The sequence below is a fragment of the Rhodococcus sp. D-46 genome, from assembly GCF_011290655.1.
Lineage (GTDB): Bacteria > Actinomycetota > Actinomycetes > Mycobacteriales > Mycobacteriaceae > Rhodococcus_F > Rhodococcus_F qingshengii.
Map to the genome: position 1 here is coordinate 299503 of NZ_JAANTF010000004.1, position 19134 is coordinate 318636.

Sequence of the window (19134 nt, forward strand, 5' to 3'; positions counted from 1 at the left end):
CCGCATGATCGACAAGGAGCGTTCAGAATGCATCTGACACCGCGAGAACTCGACAAGCTGACAATCCTCATGTTGGCGGATGTCGCACTGAGGCGAAAGGCAAAGGGGCTCAAACTCAATCACCCGGAGTCCGTCGCAGTTATCACTGCAGCCGCCCTGGAGGGAGCTCGGGAGGGCAAGACTCTCGAGGAGGTCATGGCCGACGCATCGCACGCCTTGACGGTCGACGACGTGATGGACGGTGTCGCGGAGATGATTCCACGTGTGCAGGTCGAGGCGGTGTTCCTCGACGGTAGCCGGCTCGTCACCGTGCACTCTCCGATCCAGTAGCCCGACCGAGATGTCAGGAGCACTCCAAGATGGCAAGCAAATCGACGAAGAAGGATTCCGGCGGCGAGAAGAAAGTGCCGGTCGGCGGATACGTGTTGCGGGACGAGCCGATCGAACTCAACGAGGGCCGTCCACGTTTGAAGTTGCGAGTCCGAAACACCGGTGACCGTCCCATCCAGGTGGGTTCGCACTACCACTTCATGGAAGTCAATCGCGCGTTGTCCTTCGATCGTGAACAGTCCTTCGGCTGGCGCCTCGACATTCCCGCGGGCACGGCGGTCAGGTTCGAGCCGGGCGACGAGAAGGAAGTGACGTTGGTGCCGTTCGGCGGCAAGCAACGAGTGCAAGGCTTCAACGGACTTGTCGACGGTTGGGCGCCGACCCACGCCGCCTACCGGCCTCGGCTTCCCGGAGCCGTCCAGCGTGCCGAAGAACTCGGCTTTCTGTCCGAACCTCAAACCGACTGATTCTCGTTCACGGCGGACGAAGGAGAGCAACACCCATGACAAGCATTTCGAGACAAGAGTATTCGGGTCTGTTCGGGGTCACCACGGGTGACCAGATCAGACTGGGCAATACCGACCTGTACATCGAGGTCGAGGAAGATCTTCGAACGATCGGCGACGAGTCGATCTACGGCGGCGGCAAGACGCTGCGCGACGGCATGGGCCAGGATCCGGAGTCATGCAGCATCGACGGTGCCCTCGACCTCGTGATCACCAACGTGGTCATCGTCGATGCAACCATCGGCGTCGTCAAGGCAGACGTGGGAATCAAGGACGGCAAGATCGTTGGCTGGGGCAAGGCGGGAAACTCCAGCACGATGGAAGGCGTCACCCCGGGGCTGACCACCGGTCCGGCGACCGACGCGATTTCCGGTGAGCAGATGATCCTCACTGCCGCCGGCATCGATCCGCACGTGCACCTCGTGTCACCACAGCAGGCGTACCACGCGCTCAGCGGGGGAGTGACGACGCTGATCGGTGGTGGTATCGGCCCGACCGACGGAACCAACGGCACCACCATCACTTCCGGTATCTGGAACATGGAGATGATGCTCAAGGCCAACGAGGGTTTGCCGGTCAACGTCTGCATGTTGGGCAAGGGGAACTCGTCCGGGCATCAGTCGCTGGTCGAACAGATCAAGGCCGGTGCGGCCGGTCTGAAGGTCCACGAGGACTGGGGCGCGACACCGGCCACAATTCGTGAGTCTCTGCGGGTGGCAGACGAAATGGACGTTCAGGTCGCCATTCACACGGATACCCTCAACGAGGCCGGATACGTCGAGGACACCATCGCGGCCTTCGAAGGCCGTACGATTCACACCTATCACAGCGAGGGTGCGGGCGGCGGTCACGCACCCGACATCCTGCGAGTGACGGGCGAGGACAACGTACTTCCGGCGTCGACCAATCCGACGTTGCCGTACGGCATCAACACTCAGGCCGAGCTCTTCGACATGATCATGGTCTGTCACAACCTCAATCCCAAAGTGCCCTCGGATGTTTCGTTTGCCGAGTCCCGCGTTCGCGCCGAGACGATCGGTGCCGAGAACGTACTGCAAGACATGGGCGTCATCTCGATGTTCTCGAGTGACTCACAGGCGATGGGCCGGGTTGGAGAAAACTGGCTACGCGCGATCCAAACAGCGGACTGCATGAAGCGGTCCCGCGGCAAGCTGCCCGAGGATTCACCGACGCACGACAACTTCCGCGTGTTGCGCTACGTCGCGAAGGTCACGATCAATCCAGCGTTGACGTTCGGTCTTTCGCATGTGGTCGGGTCGATCGGTGTCGGGAAGATGGCGGATCTTGTTCTCTGGGAGCCCGCATTCTTCGGCGCGAAGCCGAAGACGATCATCAAGAACGGTCTGATCAGCTGGCACGCCATGGGAGATCCGAATGCGTCGCTCCCGACACCACAACCGGTGATCTACCGGCCGATGTTCGGTGGATTCGGCAAGGCGTTGCCGCAGAGTTCGGTCTCGTTCGTCTCGCGAGCGGCGCTCGACGACGGCATCAAGGATCGACTCGGTCTCGAACGTCAGGTTGTCGCCGTCGAGGGCACGAGGACGGTCACCAAGCGTGATCTGGTTCGTAACTCGGCTACTCCGGAAATCAAGGTGGATCCGGAGACCTTCGCGGTGACTGCGGACGGCGTCCACGCATACGTCGAACCTGCCGAATCCATTCGCTTGAACCAACTTTACTTCTTCAGTTAGGGGTCTCCAGTGTCGGGAACAATCACACACACGCACGGCGCCGATGCGACGCCACACACGCACGGCGAGATGACCGCGCCGAGCGGAAAGCCGACGCGAGTCGACGCGCTGCTCGGGAAGGAGACCGACGAGGAGTGGGCCGGTCGACTCGACAATGCGGTAGTCGACGTCTTGTCGCTCGATCAGTGGGAAGCGCAGAAGAGTCGGTTACGACGCACCACGATCGGTGGCCGTGAATTGGCCGTCTCGCTCGATCGGGGTATTCAGTTGCAGGACGGCGACATTCTGCTGTGGGACGAGCCGGCGAACACCGTGGTCGTGGCCAGGATCAACCTCAAGGACGTTTTGGAGATCGACCTGAGCGCGCTGGTCGACGTCACGCCCGAGAAGATGATTCAGACGTGCCTGGAGTTGGGACATGCCGTGGGTAACCAGCACTGGCCTGCGGTGGTGAAGGGAATGAAGGTCTACGTTCCGTTGACCGTCGACAAGGCGGTCATGGGCTCGGTGATGCGGACACATGCTTTCGAGGGCATCGAGTACACCTTCATCCCGGGCGCCGAGGTCATTCCCTACATCGCTCCACACGAGGCACGCCGTTTGTTCGGTGCGGCCGCGCGTGAGGGCGAGGGGCATACCCATGACCCTCTCGTCTGAGGGATCCGGGCTCAGCATCAACCGCGCGATGCGGATGATGCAGTTTTCCGATTCCATGTTCCCGGTCGGTTCCTTCTCGTTCTCCAACGGTTTGGAATCGGCCGTGGCGCAGGGAATTGTCACGGGTGGTCCGTCGCTGCGGGAGTTTGTGCTCTCGGCCGCCCATCAGGGCGCGACGTGCGACGGTATCGCCGTACTCGCGGCGCACCGGGGTGCGGCAGCCGGTGATTTCTCGGCGATCCTCGCCGCTGATCATGCAGTGATCGAACGCAAACTCAACGAAGAAGCACGCACGATGAGTACCCGCATGGGTAAGAAGTTGGCCGAACTCGGCGGGCGCTTGGCCGGTGAGACCCTGTTCAACAAGTGGTTGGCCGCGATCGCATCGGGGGAGACACCGGGTACCTACCCCGTCGGCCTCGGAATTGCTTTCGCGGAGATGGGTTCTCCGGAAGAGGACGCTTTCACGGTCAATCAGTACGGTGTCGCGATGACGTTGCTCGGCGCTGCCCTTCGTATCGTCCGAGTCGATCACCTCGCGACGCAAGAGATTCTGTTCGAGGTCAATCAGACTGCCGGCCATGAGTACGCCGCAGTGCGTGACTACGGACTCGACGACATGTCCAATTTCGCCCCGATGATCGACATTCTGGCTGCGGTGCACGTCAAGGCGCACGTCCGAATGTTCATGAACTAGAAGGAGAACGATGAAGAAGACAACGCGCATCGGAATCGGCGGACCCGTGGGTTCGGGTAAGACCGCGCTCATCGAGGCGATCACACCGGAGTTCATCAAGCGGGGCACCAGCGTTCTGATCATCACCAACGACGTGGTCACCACCGAAGATGCCAAGCATGTGCGCAAGGCTCTCAAAGGTGTTCTCGTGGAGGAACGTATCGTCGGCGTAGAGACGGGAGCCTGCCCCCACACCGCCGTCCGCGAAGACCCGAGTATGAATCTCGCGGCGGTCGAGGACATGGAGAAGACGTTCCCCGACACCGACGTGGTGTTCATCGAAAGTGGCGGCGACAACCTCACACTGACGTTCAGTCCGGCTCTCGTCGACTTCTTCATCTATGTCATCGATGTGGCCGCAGGCGACAAGATTCCGCGCAAGAACGGTCCGGGAATCTCGCAGTCCGACATCCTGGTCATCAACAAGACCGATCTCGCACCGTACGTCAACGCCGATCTCGGAGTCATGGATCGCGACTCCAAGGGGATGCGCGGCGACAAGCCGTTCGTCTTCACCAATTGCATGACCGGGGAAGGCATCAAGGAAGTGGTGGACCTCATCGTGCACGGAGTCCTCTTCGACGAAGAGGAAGTGGGAGCGAGCGCACCGTGAGCGCAACGTCCGTCCCGGGAGCATCGCGGTCGCTCCCGGGGCCGATCCCGACCATCCCGGAACTCGACCAGTACCAGGACCAGCCGAAGCAGGCCCCGGCCGGCAAGGTCGGGAAGACCGGCGTTCTCGAGATGCGATTTGTCGACCGTGGCGACAAGACGATTCTGCGGGACATGTACCGCAAGACACCGCTGCTGGTTCAGCAGGCGCTGTACTGGGACGAAGCGTTGCCGACCATGCCGTGCGTCTACATGATCTCGACGTCCGGCAGTGTGCTGCAAGGCGATCGACTGTTCCTGACCATCGAGATGGAACCGGGTTCCCTCGCGCACGTGACCACTCAGTCGGCCACCAAGGTTCACCGGATGGATGCCAATCACGCGTCGCAACTCCAGAAAGTGGTGCTCGCGGAGAATTCGTATCTCGAACTGATGCCCGGGGTGACGATCCCACACCGCAACGCGAGGTACTACGCGCGCACCGACATCACGGTGGATCCGACTGCAACGCTGTTGTTCTCGGAGATCGTGATGCCGGGTCGCAAGTATCACGACGGCGGAGAGATGTTCGTCTACGACCTGTACTCCACATTGATCAAGGCGAAGCGTCCGGACGGGAAGAATCTCTTCACCGAGAAGTTGGTGATCGAACCGGCACGCTTCCCCGTGCGATACGGCGGAATCATGGGCGACCACGACGTCTTCGGCAATGTCATCCTACTGACACCGAAGGAGCACGCCGACGCCATTCTCGAGGAGGTAGTTCCGGGCCGTGACGGCAAGGTCGTCTCCGGGGCGAGCCGGCTCCCGAACGACGCCGGTCTCATCTTCAAAGTCCTCGGTCCGGAGAGCGAACCCGTCAAGGCGAAGGTTCGTGATTTCTGGGCTCTGGTGCGAAAGGCAGTTCTGGACACCACCATTCCGCCCGTCCCGCTCTGGGGATGACGCGGATCGCCTGATAGGGATCGAGGGACGTGCGATGACCACCATCACCAAACCCTGGGACGACGTCGCGGACAAGAACGTCGTGCTCAGATTCATCGACACCAATCTCAAAGGCTCCGGGCAGGTGATGTTCCAGGGCAATGCGCTGACGGGCCTGCTGTTTCTGGTCGGTATCTTCTGGGGAGCGATAGCCGCGGACACGATCACCGTCGCAATTGGTGCCGTGGTGGGTCTGGTGGTATCCACCGTCACCGGCATGATGCTGCACTCCGACGACGATTCGATGCGTATCGGCCTGTACGGATACAACGGAATTCTTGTGGGAGCTGCATTTCCGACGTTCCTTGCCGGGGGCGTGATGCTGTGGATCTACCTCGTGGTGGGAGCTGCCGCGTCGACGATCGCGTTCCTGGCCGTTGCCAATGTCTTCAAGACGTGGGGCGTACCGGCGCTGACCTTTCCGTTCAACCTCGTCAACTGGTTCTTCCTTCTTGCGGCGTTCCAGTTCCTGCGGATCGAAACGTCAGACCTCAGCGCGGGCCAGTTTCCCCAGCACATCGGGGACGCGTCAGTTCATGCCGACGTCACTTTCAGCTTCCTGTGGGACACGCTGTTCCGCAACGTCTCCCAGATCTTTCTGATCAACAACACCGTCACCGGCATTATCTTCGTGATCGCGCTGCTGGTCGCGTCGCGTTGGGCGGCGTTGTTCGCGCTCATCGGTTCCGCGATAGCGATGGGTTCGGTACTGGCGCTGGGCGCAAACACCGTCGACATCGGCAATGGTCTCTACGGGCTCAGTTCGGTGCTGACGGCAATTGCTCTCGGATCGGTGTTCTACAACCCGTCGTGGCGTGTGTTCGTCTACACCGTCTTCGGAGTACTGGTGACTGTTGTCATCCACGGCACGCTGGTGTCTGCCTTTGCTCCGATCAGCCTGCCGGCCGGAACGGGCCCGTTCGTCTTCGCGACGTGGCTGTTCCTGCTGCCGAAGAAGAAGTTCGTTCCCATCCAGCACGACACCATCGAGGGTGGAGCGGCCGAGGGCAAGGATTCGATCGCAAAGGCGAACGGATAGGGCTCGAACGGGCAGAAGTTCCTAGATCGTTCCGCTATGGCACCCTCGCGAACCGGTATCACTCGAGTATTGTCTGGCCTTCGGTAGTCGGGCATGGTCGAAGCATGACCGTGCAGGTAGTTGTGATGGGTGTGGCCGGTGCTGGAAAAAGCACCGTGGCAGTGGGTCTCGCCACGTCTCTCGGGGCAGACTTCGTCGACGGTGACGATCTGCACCCCGAGTCCAATGTCGCCAAAATGCGTTCGGGGACACCGTTGACCGACGAAGACCGTGTGCCGTGGCTCGACGCGATCGCGGCCTGGCTTTCCGAGCGTGCCGATGCGGGACGAACAGGCGTCGTTGCCTGTTCGGCTCTGCGAAAGGACTATCGGGGCCGGTTGCGCCCGGACGGTCTCGACGTGCAGTTCGTCCACCTGGCCGGTGATTTCGAGACTATCTCCGCACGTATGCGTTTCCGCGCCGGGCACTTCATGCCGGAGAGTCTGCTCATCTCCCAGTTCGAGGCTCTCGAACCGCTTACAGACGACGAGCGCGGCATCACGCTGAATGTCGTCTCCGAACCGAGCACACTGGTGGGCGAGGCAGTCGACTACATCCATACATCTCAGAGGAGCGTCACAGCGTGAGTAGCACCGCAAGCCCCGGCCCGTTCGACATTTCCGGGAAGGTCGCGCTGGTGACGGGTTCGAGCCGAGGCATCGGCTCGGCCCTCGCGACTGGTCTCGCCGAGGCGGGTGCGGTGGTGGTGCTCAACAGCCGAAATTCCGACGTGCTCGAAGCCGAGCGTCGACGCATCGCCGACGCGACCGGCGCAACGGTGCACGCATACGCGTTCGACGTCACCGATTCGGCCGCCGTCCGGGATGCGGCGACACGCATCGAGGCGGAGGTCGGCCCGGTCGAGATCGTTGTCAACAACACCGGCGTGCAGCACCGCGCCCCGCTTCTCGAGTTCGGCGACGACGACTTCCGGCGTGTCATGGACACCAACCTGACCAGTGCGTTCTACGTCGGACGTGAATTCGCCCGCGGCATGGTCGAGCGCGGACACGGGAAGATCGTCAACATCTGCTCGGTGCAGAGCGAGCTCGGCCGAGCGGGAATCGCACCGTACGCGGCCAGCAAGGGCGGGCTCAAGATGCTCACCCGCGGAATGTGCGCCGACTGGGCACCCTTCGGTTTGCAGATCAACGCGATCGCACCGGGATACTTCGACACCGAACTGACCTCTGCGCTGGTCAACGATCCGGAGTTCACCGCGTGGCTTGCCAAGCGGACACCCGCCGGACGTTGGGGCCGTACCGAGGAGCTGATCGGGTCGCTACTGTTCTTGGCCTCCCCGGCTTCGGATTTCGTCAACGGTCAGATCCTCTACGTCGACGGCGGAATGACGGCCGTCGTCTGATTGTCCGCTGTTAGATCGTCCGCTACTCGAACAGAAAGCACCCACATGACAGACGCCAGCGCCCCTCGCATCCACCTCGGTCCCGTCGAGGATCCTCACGTCGCCGACGGAATACGCCGAGCCGGTGGAGTTCTCGTTCCACTGGCAGACGCCGAGGGCGTCGTGTGGGTACACGGGCCGGAGACGTTCCCGTCGTCGCTACCCGATTCGGTTCGCTGGGTGCAGTTGCCGTTCGCCGGCATCGAGCCCTGGTTCGACGCCGGGGTGATCGACGACAAGCGGGTCTGGACGTCTGCTGCCGGAGCGTACGCGGGCAATGTTGCCGAACATACGATGATGCTTCTCCTCGCCGGAGTTCGTTCTCTCCCCGAACAATTGGCGGCGCAGTCGTGGCGCAAGGAAGAGTTCGACCCGCGGGTGGGCACTTTGCAGGGCTCGACAGTGGCGATCATCGGTTGCGGCGGAATCGGCCGTGCGTTGATCCCGTACCTCGCCGCGTCCAAAGTCAAGGTCATCGCGATCACCCGCTCCGGGACCCCTGTCGAGGGTGCTTCCGAAACGCTCTCGGCCGACCGCACCGGCGAAATCTGGTCCAAGGCAGATCACTTCGTGATCGCAGCACCGTCGACATCCGCGACGCGGCATCTGGTCGGCAAGGCCGAACTGGACCAGATGTCGGAGTCGAGCTGGATCGTGAACATCGCGCGTGGCACCCTCGTCGACACGGACGCATTGGTCGACGCACTGGAAGCCGGTTCGATCGGCGGGGCGGCACTGGACGTCACCGATCCCGAGCCGTTGCCGGACGGGCATCGGTTGTGGAAGCTGCCCAACGCGATCATCACTCCACACGTCGCCAACCCGGCTACGACGCTCACCCGCGTCCTGGCAGATCACGTTGCAGCCAACGTCGCCCGATTCGCCGCAGGTGAGGACCTCGCCGCCGTGATCGATCCGTCGGCGGGCTACTGACCGCTCGCGTTGGTTCCCTTCACGTAATCGGCAACGACGGTGCGCAGAACATCGCGCACCGCCTCGGCCGGTTTGGAGAGGGGCTGATTGGCCGGGGTGCCAAGGGAGACATGCACTTCGATGCCCGGCTCGATGCGTCGTAGCTCGAGCGCTTCGACGTCCATGACCCTGCGGGCCACCGACCACGGCAGAACCGTCGCGCCCAATCCGGTGCGTACGGCCTCGGACAGCGTCATCACCGATTCCACTTCGGCCACGACGTTCGGTTGCTGCTCTGCACGGTCGAAAGCCTGCTCCACCACCTTGCGGATGGTGTGCATCCGACCCGGAAGCAATAGTGGCAGTTCGGCGATCTCGGGCAGGGAGATGTCGGATCCCGATTCGCCTGCCAGTCCGGTACCGAACGGGGCAACCACCACCAGCTCCTCGGTGAGCAAGCGTTCGAACGTCACACCCTTGATCGGGCCGGCGTCGTACAACAACGCCAGATCCATGCGACCGGTCATCATCGCTTCGCTGAGCACGCCACCGAAGTTCTCGTTGATGTGCAACAAGATATTCGGGTGCTGCTCGCGCACACGGGCCAAGAGCGGCAAGGCGATTGCCGTCGCGGTGCTGTACGGGGCGAGGCCGACCGAGACGCCACCCGCCAGCGCCCGTCCGACCACGGACACCTCGGCCTGGGCACTCTCCACCTGACGCAGAATCACCTGAGCATGCCGATAGAGTGCGTGCCCCGCATCGGTCGGCTCGACACCCTGTTTGCTGCGGATCAGAAGTTGCTGACCGAACTGCGTTTCCAGCGACGTCATCTGTTGGCTCAGGGCGGGTTGTGCGATGTGCAGGATGTCGGCGGCTCGGGTGATGCTGCCGGCATCGACAATTCGTACGAACGAGTAGAGCCTTCTCGTGTCCATGCTGTGCAAACTACCAGCTCAACGGACATATCGAATTCCGATCACCCCAACGCGAAACGGTATTAACAACCCTTTGGCGTTCCTGAGTAGCGTCCCAGAAACACCGAAGTCGACACACAGAACTTCGACAGTCGGACCAACCACGGGCAACGGCGCCCGTACGAACAAGTAAACGAACCGGAAGGACCGAAATGGCAACCAGCATCGATCTTGTCGCCGATCTCGGCGAAGGTTTCGGCACGTGGACCATGGGCGCCGACGATGCTCTGCTCGACACGCTGACTTCGGCCAACATCGCTTGCGGATTCCATGCAGGCGATCCACGAACCATGGATGCGACCGTGCGGGGGTGCGTATCGCGCGGTATCGGCATCGGCGCGCATCCGAGTTTTCCGGACCTCGCCGGATTCGGACGTCGCGCGATGGATCTCAGTGAGAACGAGGTCCGAACCGACGTGCTGTTCCAACTCGGCGCCCTTCACGCCTTTGCGGTCGCGAGCGGAACGTCGTTGTCGCACATCGCTCCCCACGGCAAGCTCGGGAATCTTGTTGCCGTACGCCAGGATTACGCGCGCGCCGTCGTCGATGCGGTCGCGGCCTTCGATCCGTCGTTGATCGTGCTCGCCCAGGACGGGGCGTTGGCCGACGAGGCGACTGCCCGCGGATTGAGCGTCGGCATCGTCGGAATCGCGGATCGCGCATACAACTCCGACGGAACTCTCGTGCCCCGCAGCGAGCCGGGAGCGGTGATTCACGACGTCGACGTTCTGGTCGAGCGGACCGTTCGGATGGTGGTCGAGGAAGTCGTCGAAGCTGTGGACGGCACGTTGATCCCGGTTGTCGCCGATACGGTCCTCGTGCACGGTGACAACCCCGGTGCCGTCGCGAACGCGAAGGCGATTCGCGCCGCGCTCGAGGCCGCCGGTGTCACCATTGCGCCGCTGACCCGGGTCGTGGCGTCACGGCGGGCCCGTGATGTCGGGTGTTCCGCGTGAAGACCTACGTCGCCGACTGCGGTGACGCCGCCGTTCGCGTCAGTGTCAGCGGCGGGACCGCCGAGCAGAACTGGAACACCGTTCGATCGATCGCTGCACGTTTCGAGCTCGGTGCCGACGGCATCGTCAGCGTCATCCCGACATACGACGCCCTGCTGGTCGAGTTCGACAACCTCCTCACCGACCACGACGCCGTCCGCGGCCTGGTTCGCGAAGCAACGACTATCCCCCGACCGCTGGAAGGTGAACCTAGGACGTTCGAGATCCCCGTCGTCTACGGGGGCGAACACGGCCCGGACCTGGGTGATACAGCGCGGTTTCTCGGCGTCACCGAAGCCGAAGTGGTGCGCCTTCACTCCGCAGCCCCGTTGGTAATGCGTTGCTACGGCTCACCCGGCGGCGCCCCGATGCTCGACGGCCCGGCGTTCGGCCTTCCCATCCCGCGCCGATCGAGCCCGCGACCGCACGTCGCGGCCGGTTCCGTTGCGGTGGCCGGACGTCAGGCAGTCGTTTCGGCCAGGTCTGCGCCCGGCGGTTGGGCAGTGATCGGCCGGACCCCGCTCATCTTGGTCGATCCGGCGTCGGAGCAGATTTCTGCCTACCGCCCGGGCGATCTGTTCGTCTTCCGTGCGATCGACGCCGATCGCTGGGACGACTTCGACGGACGCTCGCTCCTGCCAGTAGGGGGTGATCCCCATGGCTGAGACCGTCACCGTCCTGACTCCCGGAATCAGCTCCGTCCAGGATTTGGGGCGTGGATCGGCGTCACAGTTCGGTCAGGCGACGGGCGGCGCAGCCGACCAGATCAGCGCGGAGATCGCCAACGCGTTGGTGGGTAGTAGGCGCGAGGCCCCGCTACTGGAGTTGACGGCCCTCGACTTTTCAGCGTCGGCGTCCACGGATCTGCTGATCGCCGTCACGGGTGCACCCGCAACGGTGACCGTGGACGGACATCGGCAACCGCAGTGGGAACCGATCGTCTGGCGAGCCGGTCAGCGGCTTGCCGTCACCGGAATCCACGACGGATTGCGCGTCTACGTCGCCGTCCACGGAGAGCTGACGGCCGACTACCTCCTGGGCAGCTGCGCTCCCGACCAGGTCCTCGGATTCGGCCGTCACTTGACCGCGGGGGAGACGCTGGTCGTCGACACCGACTGCCCGCCGATCGACCACCCGGTCTTCCGGCTACCGCTGTTCCGGTTGTTGCCCGACCGACCGTCCTTCGGCAACGTGTGGACGCTCGACGTGACCGACGGCCCCGACATCGACGACTTCGGGGAGAGTGCAGCCGCGCTGTTCGGCACCGAATTCGTGGTGGGCGATCAGAGCAATCACATCGGGCTTCGGCTGGCATCTACCGATGAGCAGCCGCTCCCACAGCGCACCGGCACCGGCGAGGTCCTCTCGCGCGGCGTCCCCATCGGTGCCGTCGAAGTACCCGCTGGCAACGAACTTCTGGTCCTGCATCGAGGTAGAGGCGTCACCGCCGGTTATCCGGTGCTGGCAGTCGTCACCACCGTTTCACTCTCACAGCTGGGACAGGCCCGACCCGGGCACCGCGTCCGATTCCGGAACTGCAGCGTCGCAACGGCGGTTGCAGAGCACCGCGAACAGCAGCACCGCATCGCCTTGCTGAGGCGGCGTGTGGAGAACGTATTCACCACCCTCCGGATACCTCTTCACACCTCGGAAGCCCGAGTACCGAGCCACGTCGGCACCACACGCCCCGCGAGCGCTCCGCGCCGCGCGTCTATTTTGGAGACAGCATGACCAACACCATCGAAGCGGTAGACGGCCAGGTAGCCGACCCGCGCAAGGTCCGGAAAGTCGTCGCAGCGGGCTGCGTCGGCATCTTCGTCGAGCTCTACGACAACGGTGTCTTCGCGTTCATGGCGACGGCACTGGCCATCGTGTTCTTCGACGTATCGAAGTCGAGCGACGCGCTGATGCTGGTGTTCGCCGGCTACGCGGTCTCGTTCTTCGTTCGACCCCTCGGCGCGGTGGTCTGCGGCATCCTCGGCGACCGGATCGGTCGACAGAAGATGTTGGTGTTCGTCATCATGCTGATCAGCGTGGCGACCGCCGGTATCGGCTTGCTGCCCACCTACGCGGCCATCGGTATCGCGGCACCGGCACTGCTGATCTTTCTGCGGATCGTGCAGGGATTCTCCGTCGGTGGTGAAGCTGCCGGCGCCATGACGTTCCTCGCCGAACACGCCCCGGAAGGCAAGCGCGGCTTGATCACGAGCTACGCGCAGATCGCGTCGTTCCTCGCACTGCTGACCGGAACGATGATCGCGTTTGCCATGTCGCCGTGGCTCAACGCCGACGCGATCAACGGCGGCGGACTCGCATCGTGGGCGTGGCGCATCCCGTTCCTCATGGCCATTCCGATGGGAATCATCGGCTGGTACATCCGCCGCGCGATCTCCGATACCCCGAACTTCGAGCGGCTCAAGGAATCCGGCGGTTTGTCGCGCAATCCGCTCAAGGAAGCATTCTCCACTCCCGAACACCGTCGCGCCATGATCCTCGCCCTGTTCATCCCCTTGATGAATGGTTCCGGCTACTACGTTCTGTTCTCGTACATGCCCACGTTCCTCAAAGGCGATCAGATCGGATTCTCGACCGGGACAGCGCTTCTCGTCACCGCATCCAGCCTGGTCGCGATCTGCTTCGCGATTCCGTTCATGGGTGCTCTCTCCGACCGGATCGGTCGCAAGAAGGTCATCGCCGGTGCAGCTGCGGCAATGGCGATCGGAGCGATCCCCTGCTATGCCATGATCGTGACCGGCAACGTCGGCCTCGCCGTTCTCGGTGCCTGCCTCATGGCAGTGATCTTCGCCGGGCACACAGCCGTCATCCACATCCTGATCGTCGAACTGTTCCCCACGCGGGTTCGCTACTCCGCCTACGGTTTGGGTTACAACATCTCGTCCGCACTCTTCGGTGGTACCGCACCGTTGTTGATGACCTGGTTGATCCCCGAATTCGGTATCTACGTTCCCGCCTTCTACGCGGTCATCACTGCAATCGGCACGCTGATCGCGGTCAGCACCATCACCGATCGCGCCCACGTTCCGCTACGCGACACTCTGTGACTTCTCGCGTGAGTCACTCCTGATCCGGCCCGGTGGCCGCCTGCAGTCCGCGGCGGCCGCCGGGTCATACCAATTTCTTCCTGTAGGAGCACACAATGCCTTTCTCCGATTACCGCACAGCTCTCGTCACCGGCGCCAACACCGGAATGGGTGCCGCCGTCACCGAGATGTTCACCAAGCGCGGACTGACGGTCTACGGCGTCGCCCGCAATGCCGACAAGCTCGGTGAGGTTGCCGATCGCACCGGAATGATCCCTCTGCCCGTGGACATCACCGACACCGCCGCGCTCGCCGAAGCTGTCGGCGGACTGGAGATCGACATCCTCGTCAACAACGCGGGGGTGTCCGCAACCGGAAACATTCTCGACGCCGAAGAAGCATCGGTCGACGCGATGGTGGACGTGAATCTTCGTGCGGTGCTGCACCTGTGCCGCATTCTGCTGCCGGGAATGGTGGAGCGCGATCTAGGTCATGTCGTCAACATCAGCTCCATCGCCGGCCTGTACAACTTCTACGGCCACACTGCCTACCACGCGACCAAGGCTGCGGTGCACCAGATTTCGCGCCAGCTGCGAAACGACTGCATCGGCAAGCGGATTCGAGTGACCGAGATCTGCCCTGGCCGGGTCGAGACCGAGATCTTCGGTCGCAACCTCGGCGGCACGCCCGAAGCCATGAAGGAAGCGTGGGAGACCTTCTACGAAGGCTACGAATCCATCACTACCAAGGACATCGCGGATACCATCGAGTTCGCGATCGACGCCCCTGGCCACGTCAATCTTGGTCTCATCGAGGTGCTCCCCACCTTCCAGGTGCCCGGTGGCCTCGACTTCATCCGTCGCAACGACTGAGAGAGCGCATCATGAGTTTTGTACTACCGGAAACGACGCTCGGAGTGGTGGCCCATGCGGCAGGTGACCTGCGGGTCGAGCATGTTGCGTTGACTGCGCCGACCGCCGAGCAGGCAGTGATCGAGATCGCTTACGGCGGTGTGTGTGGATCAGATCTGCACTACTGGACGCACGGCGCGGCGGGGGAGTCGATTCTGAAGGCACCGATGCTGCTCGGTCACGAGGTGGTCGGCACGGTCGTGACGGCCGCGGCGGACGGAACGGGGCCGGCAGTTGGAACTTCCGTGGCCGTACACCCCGCAACGCCCGGTGGGACCGCGCCTCGGTTCCCGAGCGATCGGCCCAACCTCTCGCCCTGCTGCACATACCTGGGAAGTGCAGCGCAGTACCCACACACCGAGGGCGCCTTCGTGAAATACGCAGTGCTCCCGACACGCATGCTCCGGGAACTGCCCGAGGGGTTGGACCTGCGGACTGCGTCGGTAGCCGAACCGGCAAGCGTTGCCTGGCACGCTGTTTCGCGAGCGGGAGACGTACGCGGGAAGAAGGCGCTGGTCGTCGGCTGCGGACCCATCGGCGCACTGGTCGTGGCTGTGCTCAGACGAGCAGGCGCGCAGTCGATCACCGCGGTCGACGTGCACGACGTTCCGCTGCAGATCGCGTCGACGCTCGGTGCGGATCGGGTTCTCGAGGCCACCGACGCCGAGGCAGTCGCCGCATCCGATGCCGACGTGGTCGTCGAGTGCACCGGCAATCATCGCGGGCTCGAATCCGCTATTCGCGGGGCGACGCGCGGTGGACGGGTGGTCATGCTCGGGCTTCTTCCGTCCGGACCTCAACCGGTACACATTTCGCTGGCGATCACGCGAGAGTTGGAGTTGGTGGGCTCATTCCGCTTCAACGACGAAATCGACGAGGTGCTGCTCGCCCTCGCCGACGGTTCGCTTGCTGTCGATGCTGTTCTCACACACGAATATCCGGTCGAGGAAGCTCTGGAAGCCTTCGCAGTCGCCAAGGATGCTTCGGTGTCGGGGAAGGTGCTGTTGCGGTTCTGAGTCCTTCGACCCTGTGCGCCTTTATTAACCGCGGGCGGTTAATAAAGGCGCACAGCAGGTTATTCGACCACCAGGCCCTTGGCTTCCAGCAGGGCAGTCAGATTGCTCACCTCGAGTGGGGTCTCGCCCCGCTTGTAACGCTCGATGTACCCGGCTTCGGCTTCGTCACGGGCACGCGAGAGTTCGATTGCCTCGGCAACCTCCTCGCGGCGGACCACGACAACGCCGTCGCAGTCACCCTTGACGACGTCACCGGGATAAATGACCTGTTCTCCGAAGACCAGGGGATGGTTGATCGGGCCGAGAGATTCCTTGACGGTTCCCTCGATGTACACGTGCTTGGAGAAGACGGGGAATCCGAGTTCGCGGATCTCCCGGGTATCGCGCACTCCGCCGTCGGTGACCAGTGCGGTAATGCCGCGCGCAACACAGGCATTGGCGAGGACATCGCCGAACTGGCCGGCGGCTTGATCACCTGAAGAGACGATCAGGACGTCACCCGGCTGTGCGTAGCTGATCGCAACCTGCAGCATGAGGTTGTCACGGGGATGGCACTTGACTGTGAAGGCGGAGCCGCAGAACTTCATGTCGCGGTCGATCGGTTTGATCGCCGGATGCAGCGACCCCTTACGTCCCTGTGCCTCGTGAATCGTGGCCGCGGAGAACGTCCCCAGTTCGGCAATCAGGTCCTTGTCCGCGCGATCAATTTTCGTCTTGACGTGAATCATCTTGTACTCCAGAAAGTATGAAAGATCAGGAAAGGCGTTCGACTGCCGCGGCGATCTGTGCCGCGGCCTTTTCGAGGACGGCCTCGGAGGTGGCGAAGGAGATACGGAAGTACGGCGATGCGCCGTAAGCCGAACCCTGAATGGTGGCAACCGACGCCTCGTCGAGGAGATAGAGGACGAGATCCTGGTCGGACTCGATCACGGTGCCATCCGGGGTCTGCTTGCCGATCAAGCCGGCACAGTTGACGAACAGGTAGAACGCACCCTGCGGCACGACGGGCTCGAGCCCGGGGACAACACTGAGGAGGTGAGCCGAGAGGTCGCGTCGTCGTCGGTAACTTCGTACGGATTCGGTGAGGAAACTCTGGTCGCCGGTAAGGGCTTCCACGGCTGCGGCCTGGCTGATCGAGGACGGGCAGGAAGAACTTTGACCCTGCAGTTTGTTGACGGCGCCGATCAATCCGGAATTTCCGAGTCCGTATCCGAGTCGCCACCCGGTCATGGCATGAGACTTGGAGACTCCGTTGGTGACCAGTACCTGATCACGGAGGTGCGGAGCGACCTGCAGCAGACTCGGGATCGGAGCGTCGCCGAAGTTGATCTCGTCGTAGATCTCGTCGACCAACACACTGACATGGGGATTGGCCTCGATCACTTCGGCGAGGGCCTGCAGCTGCTCGCGGGTGTACACAGATCCGGTGGGGTTGCCCGGGGCATTGAGGATGACCCACTTGGTGTTCGAAGTGATTGCAGCGGATAGTGCTTCGGCTGTGAGAAGAAAGTTGTCGGACTCCTCGCACTGAACGATCACCGGAGTTCCGTCGTGAGCGAGGACCATATCCGGGTACGAAACCCAGTAAGGGGCGGGAACGATAACCTCGACGCCGGCTTCGACCGTCGCCATGAGAGCGAGGAAGATGACCTGTTTCGCGCCGCCGCCGACGGTGATCTGGTTGTCCGCGTACTGGATTCCGGTTCGCGAAGCCGCGCGTGCTGCGATTGCCTCGCGTAGAGCCGGGATGCCGTTGACTGCGGTGTACTTGGTCTGACCCGTGTTGATCGCAGTGATCGCCGCAGACTTGATGTTGTCGGGTGTGTCGAAATCGGGCTCCCCGACGGTCAGGTCGAGTATTTCACGGCCCTGGGCCTTCAGCTCGCGCACTCGTTGTGCGGCAGCCACACTCGGCGACTCCCTGATTCTGTCGACGCGCGCAGCCGGAACGAAAGTCGCCATGATGGTCTGCTCCTGGGTCCGGGGTGAGCGTGGATTCCCGTCGTCGACGAGCCACAGTTCTCACTCGGTGATCCGTTCGACCATAGGGTCCTACCAGGGCATCTGACCAAGACCGAACCGTTGTGGCCCGATAAGCAAACGTGATGGAGCGGCGACGGAATCAGACCGACAGAACGCGCAGATCCTCGAGACCGTCCACGACGGGAACTCGCCACGACGCAAGCTCTTCCGGTCCCTGCTCGTCCCACAATTCGAACAGTTCCGAATCGGTCGATGCGATGGTGCGCTCCACCATTTCGATCAGCCAGGTGAGCCGCTCGCTGGTCAGGGCCGCGGTGAAGGAATCGAGATCGAGGTCTTGGGTGGCGGGGTCGCGCTTGCGATCGGCGCGCACGATCAGCACCAATTCGAGCAAGGCGATGGCGATTTGGCCGCCGTCCACCTCGAGGTAGTCGTCCTCGAATGCCCACTCCACCGATTCGAAGGTGAAGTCACCGTGCCCGATGGACGCGATCAAATCCCCTGCACCGTCGTTCTCGAACGGTCCCGATCCCCACGCGCCCACTGTCTACTCTTTTCCTATTGCCGTCTCAGCGCGCTTCGAGCGCGATCTTCGCTCCGAATCCTAGAAGAACTGTTCCGGTTATGCGCTCGAGTGCCTGTCGCACTCGGGGCTTCTCGAAGGTGCTACGCGCTCGCGAGAGAAGGACCACGTAGCCACTGAGCCACACGATGGTGATGGCTGCGTGGATGAGCACCAGCAATGCAAGCGACGGTCCCGTCGGCCACCCGGCCGGAACCAACTGCGGCAACAGTCCGGTGTAGAAGACGGCGATCTTGGGGTTGAGCAGGTTGGTGGTGAAGCCCGTCTTCCATGTCCCGGCCTTCTGCGATCGTGGAGCGTCGGCATTGTGTTGCATCCGCGACGTCCGGCTCTCCCACAGTGCTCGCACACCGAGATAGATCAGGTAAGCCGCGCCGGCGAGCTTGACCACCGTGTACGCCTCGGCCGACGCGGCGAGGATCGCCGAAAGCCCGAGGACGGTCAACAGACCCCACACCAGAAGGCCCGAGACGATGCCGGCCGCTACCCGGAAACCGGCAGATCTGCCCGCGCCGAGAGCAGCCTGCGTCACGACGGCCATGTCGGGCCCGGGGACCAGAGTCAGTAGGGCGAGCACAGCTGTGGCGGCGAGCAGAGCGGTCAGCATGCAACAAGTATGAAGTCGGGGTGGGGAGCATTGTCGGCCGGTGGTGTCGTGCCTGTGAACAAAGAGTGGCGCGGCGGTGTGAACTG

22 protein-coding genes are annotated in these 19134 nt (G+C 62.8%); 17 read left to right on the top strand and 5 right to left on the bottom strand.

Features of this window, described 5'->3' with window-relative positions; all coding sequences use genetic code 11:
* The first annotated feature begins 27 nt into the window (after positions 1-27).
* The 11 genes from G9U53_RS12065 to G9U53_RS12115 all read left to right on the top strand — a co-directional run bounded on the left by G9U53_RS12065 (position 28) and on the right by G9U53_RS12115 (position 8956).
* On the top strand, positions 28-330 hold the full coding sequence (locus G9U53_RS12065) for an urease subunit gamma (RefSeq protein ID WP_007731718.1): 303 nt from the start codon (positions 28-30) through the stop codon (positions 328-330).
* A 29-nt stretch (positions 331-359) separates the two neighbouring features.
* Positions 360-797: an urease subunit beta gene (locus G9U53_RS12070; RefSeq protein WP_003943812.1), complete on the top strand. Its 438-nt coding sequence runs from the start codon at positions 360-362 to the stop codon at positions 795-797.
* A gap of 35 nt (positions 798-832) precedes the next feature.
* Positions 833-2551, top strand: coding sequence for an urease subunit alpha (locus G9U53_RS12075; RefSeq protein ID WP_003943847.1), 1719 nt, complete (start codon positions 833-835; stop codon positions 2549-2551).
* A 9-nt stretch (positions 2552-2560) separates the two neighbouring features.
* Entirely contained in the window at positions 2561-3208 is a 648-nt protein-coding gene (ureE, locus tag G9U53_RS12080; protein ID WP_007731715.1) for an urease accessory protein UreE, read from the top strand.
* Complete coding sequence (locus G9U53_RS12085; RefSeq protein ID WP_042921156.1) at positions 3192-3905, top strand: urease accessory protein UreF; 714 nt, start codon at positions 3192-3194, stop codon at positions 3903-3905. The genes ureE and G9U53_RS12085 overlap by 17 nt, the downstream gene beginning before the upstream one ends.
* 10 nt (positions 3906-3915) lie before the next feature.
* The gene (gene ureG, locus G9U53_RS12090) at positions 3916-4557 is read left to right on the top strand and encodes an urease accessory protein UreG (RefSeq protein WP_007731713.1); all 642 of its coding nucleotides are present in this window, start codon (positions 3916-3918) and stop codon (positions 4555-4557) included.
* A complete protein-coding gene (locus G9U53_RS12095) occupies positions 4554-5501 on the top strand; it encodes an urease accessory protein UreD (RefSeq protein ID WP_073512868.1) in 948 nt (315 codons plus the stop codon). Before ureG ends, G9U53_RS12095 begins: the two co-directional genes overlap by 4 nt.
* Positions 5502-5535: 34 nt before the next feature.
* A complete protein-coding gene (gene yut, locus G9U53_RS12100; RefSeq protein WP_007731711.1) occupies positions 5536-6579 on the top strand; it encodes an urea transporter in 1044 nt (347 codons plus the stop codon).
* A gap of 104 nt (positions 6580-6683) precedes the next feature.
* Entirely contained in the window at positions 6684-7205 is a 522-nt protein-coding gene (locus G9U53_RS12105) for a gluconokinase (protein ID WP_030535782.1), read from the top strand.
* A complete protein-coding gene (locus G9U53_RS12110; protein ID WP_007731708.1) occupies positions 7202-7984 on the top strand; it encodes an SDR family oxidoreductase in 783 nt (260 codons plus the stop codon). The genes G9U53_RS12105 and G9U53_RS12110 overlap by 4 nt, the downstream gene beginning before the upstream one ends.
* Positions 7985-8029: 45 nt before the next feature.
* Positions 8030-8956, top strand: a complete 927-nt coding sequence (locus tag G9U53_RS12115; protein WP_007731707.1) for a D-isomer specific 2-hydroxyacid dehydrogenase family protein — start codon at positions 8030-8032, stop codon at positions 8954-8956.
* Here G9U53_RS12115 and nac read toward each other — a convergent pair.
* Positions 8950-9873, bottom strand: coding sequence for a nitrogen assimilation transcriptional regulator NAC (gene nac / locus G9U53_RS12120; protein WP_030535780.1), 924 nt, complete (start codon positions 9871-9873; stop codon positions 8950-8952). The two genes, G9U53_RS12115 and nac, sit on opposite strands and share 7 nt — an antisense overlap.
* A 191-nt stretch (positions 9874-10064) precedes the next feature.
* Between nac and G9U53_RS12125 the strand changes: the two genes are divergently transcribed.
* The 6 genes from G9U53_RS12125 to G9U53_RS12150 all read left to right on the top strand — a co-directional run bounded on the left by G9U53_RS12125 (position 10065) and on the right by G9U53_RS12150 (position 15875).
* Positions 10065-10868: a 5-oxoprolinase subunit PxpA gene (locus tag G9U53_RS12125; RefSeq protein WP_007731705.1), complete on the top strand. Its 804-nt coding sequence runs from the start codon at positions 10065-10067 to the stop codon at positions 10866-10868.
* Positions 10865-11572, top strand: a complete 708-nt coding sequence (locus G9U53_RS12130; protein ID WP_347570812.1) for a carboxyltransferase domain-containing protein — start codon at positions 10865-10867, stop codon at positions 11570-11572. Before G9U53_RS12125 ends, G9U53_RS12130 begins: the two co-directional genes overlap by 4 nt.
* Entirely contained in the window at positions 11565-12638 is a 1074-nt protein-coding gene (locus G9U53_RS12135; protein WP_007731701.1) for a biotin-dependent carboxyltransferase family protein, read from the top strand. The genes G9U53_RS12130 and G9U53_RS12135 overlap by 8 nt, the downstream gene beginning before the upstream one ends.
* The gene (locus G9U53_RS12140; RefSeq protein WP_047271513.1) at positions 12635-13969 is read left to right on the top strand and encodes an MFS transporter; all 1335 of its coding nucleotides are present in this window, start codon (positions 12635-12637) and stop codon (positions 13967-13969) included. The genes G9U53_RS12135 and G9U53_RS12140 overlap by 4 nt, the downstream gene beginning before the upstream one ends.
* 95 nt (positions 13970-14064) lie before the next feature.
* The gene (locus G9U53_RS12145) at positions 14065-14820 is read left to right on the top strand and encodes an SDR family oxidoreductase (protein WP_007731698.1); all 756 of its coding nucleotides are present in this window, start codon (positions 14065-14067) and stop codon (positions 14818-14820) included.
* Between the two features lie 11 nt (positions 14821-14831).
* Positions 14832-15875, top strand: coding sequence for an L-idonate 5-dehydrogenase (locus tag G9U53_RS12150; protein WP_030535776.1), 1044 nt, complete (start codon positions 14832-14834; stop codon positions 15873-15875).
* A gap of 59 nt (positions 15876-15934) precedes the next feature.
* Here the strand turns inward: G9U53_RS12150 and G9U53_RS12155 are convergent, their stop codons facing one another.
* From G9U53_RS12155 to G9U53_RS12170, 4 genes are all read right to left on the bottom strand, one after another.
* Positions 15935-16603, bottom strand: a complete 669-nt coding sequence (locus G9U53_RS12155) for a 4-carboxy-4-hydroxy-2-oxoadipate aldolase/oxaloacetate decarboxylase (RefSeq protein WP_007731695.1) — start codon at positions 16601-16603, stop codon at positions 15935-15937.
* A 25-nt stretch (positions 16604-16628) separates the two neighbouring features.
* Entirely contained in the window at positions 16629-17837 is a 1209-nt protein-coding gene (locus G9U53_RS12160; protein WP_007731694.1) for an aspartate transaminase, read from the bottom strand.
* Between the two features lie 160 nt (positions 17838-17997).
* Positions 17998-18402 carry a DUF4259 domain-containing protein gene (locus G9U53_RS12165; protein WP_165638725.1) on the bottom strand — a complete coding sequence of 135 codons (405 nt, stop codon included), beginning with the start codon at positions 18400-18402 and terminating at the stop codon, positions 17998-18000.
* 25 nt (positions 18403-18427) lie between these two features.
* A complete protein-coding gene (locus G9U53_RS12170; RefSeq protein ID WP_007731691.1) occupies positions 18428-19048 on the bottom strand; it encodes a LysE family translocator in 621 nt (206 codons plus the stop codon).
* Positions 19049-19134: the final 86 nt, after the last annotated feature.

Excerpts from the sequence above, each read along its gene's own strand:
- G9U53_RS12065 (WP_007731718.1), top strand. The coding sequence starts at position 28 with ATGCATCTGACACCGCGAGAACTCGACAAGCTGACAATCCTCATGTTG.
- G9U53_RS12070 (WP_003943812.1), top strand. The coding sequence starts at position 360 with ATGGCAAGCAAATCGACGAAGAAGGATTCCGGCGGCGAGAAGAAAGTG.
- G9U53_RS12075 (WP_003943847.1), top strand. The coding sequence starts at position 833 with ATGACAAGCATTTCGAGACAAGAGTATTCGGGTCTGTTCGGGGTCACC.
- G9U53_RS12085 (WP_042921156.1), top strand. The coding sequence starts at position 3,192 with ATGACCCTCTCGTCTGAGGGATCCGGGCTCAGCATCAACCGCGCGATG.
- ureG (WP_007731713.1), top strand. The coding sequence starts at position 3,916 with ATGAAGAAGACAACGCGCATCGGAATCGGCGGACCCGTGGGTTCGGGT.
- yut (WP_007731711.1), top strand. The coding sequence starts at position 5,536 with ATGACCACCATCACCAAACCCTGGGACGACGTCGCGGACAAGAACGTC.
- G9U53_RS12105 (WP_030535782.1), top strand. The coding sequence starts at position 6,684 with ATGACCGTGCAGGTAGTTGTGATGGGTGTGGCCGGTGCTGGAAAAAGC.
- G9U53_RS12115 (WP_007731707.1), top strand. The coding sequence starts at position 8,030 with ATGACAGACGCCAGCGCCCCTCGCATCCACCTCGGTCCCGTCGAGGAT.
- nac (WP_030535780.1), bottom strand. The coding sequence starts at position 9,873 with ATGGACACGAGAAGGCTCTACTCGTTCGTACGAATTGTCGATGCCGGC.
- G9U53_RS12125 (WP_007731705.1), top strand. The coding sequence starts at position 10,065 with ATGGCAACCAGCATCGATCTTGTCGCCGATCTCGGCGAAGGTTTCGGC.
- G9U53_RS12135 (WP_007731701.1), top strand. The coding sequence starts at position 11,565 with ATGGCTGAGACCGTCACCGTCCTGACTCCCGGAATCAGCTCCGTCCAG.
- G9U53_RS12140 (WP_047271513.1), top strand. The coding sequence starts at position 12,635 with ATGACCAACACCATCGAAGCGGTAGACGGCCAGGTAGCCGACCCGCGC.
- G9U53_RS12145 (WP_007731698.1), top strand. The coding sequence starts at position 14,065 with ATGCCTTTCTCCGATTACCGCACAGCTCTCGTCACCGGCGCCAACACC.
- G9U53_RS12150 (WP_030535776.1), top strand. The coding sequence starts at position 14,832 with ATGAGTTTTGTACTACCGGAAACGACGCTCGGAGTGGTGGCCCATGCG.
- G9U53_RS12155 (WP_007731695.1), bottom strand. The coding sequence starts at position 16,603 with ATGATTCACGTCAAGACGAAAATTGATCGCGCGGACAAGGACCTGATT.
- G9U53_RS12160 (WP_007731694.1), bottom strand. The coding sequence starts at position 17,837 with ATGGCGACTTTCGTTCCGGCTGCGCGCGTCGACAGAATCAGGGAGTCG.
- G9U53_RS12170 (WP_007731691.1), bottom strand. The coding sequence starts at position 19,048 with ATGCTGACCGCTCTGCTCGCCGCCACAGCTGTGCTCGCCCTACTGACT.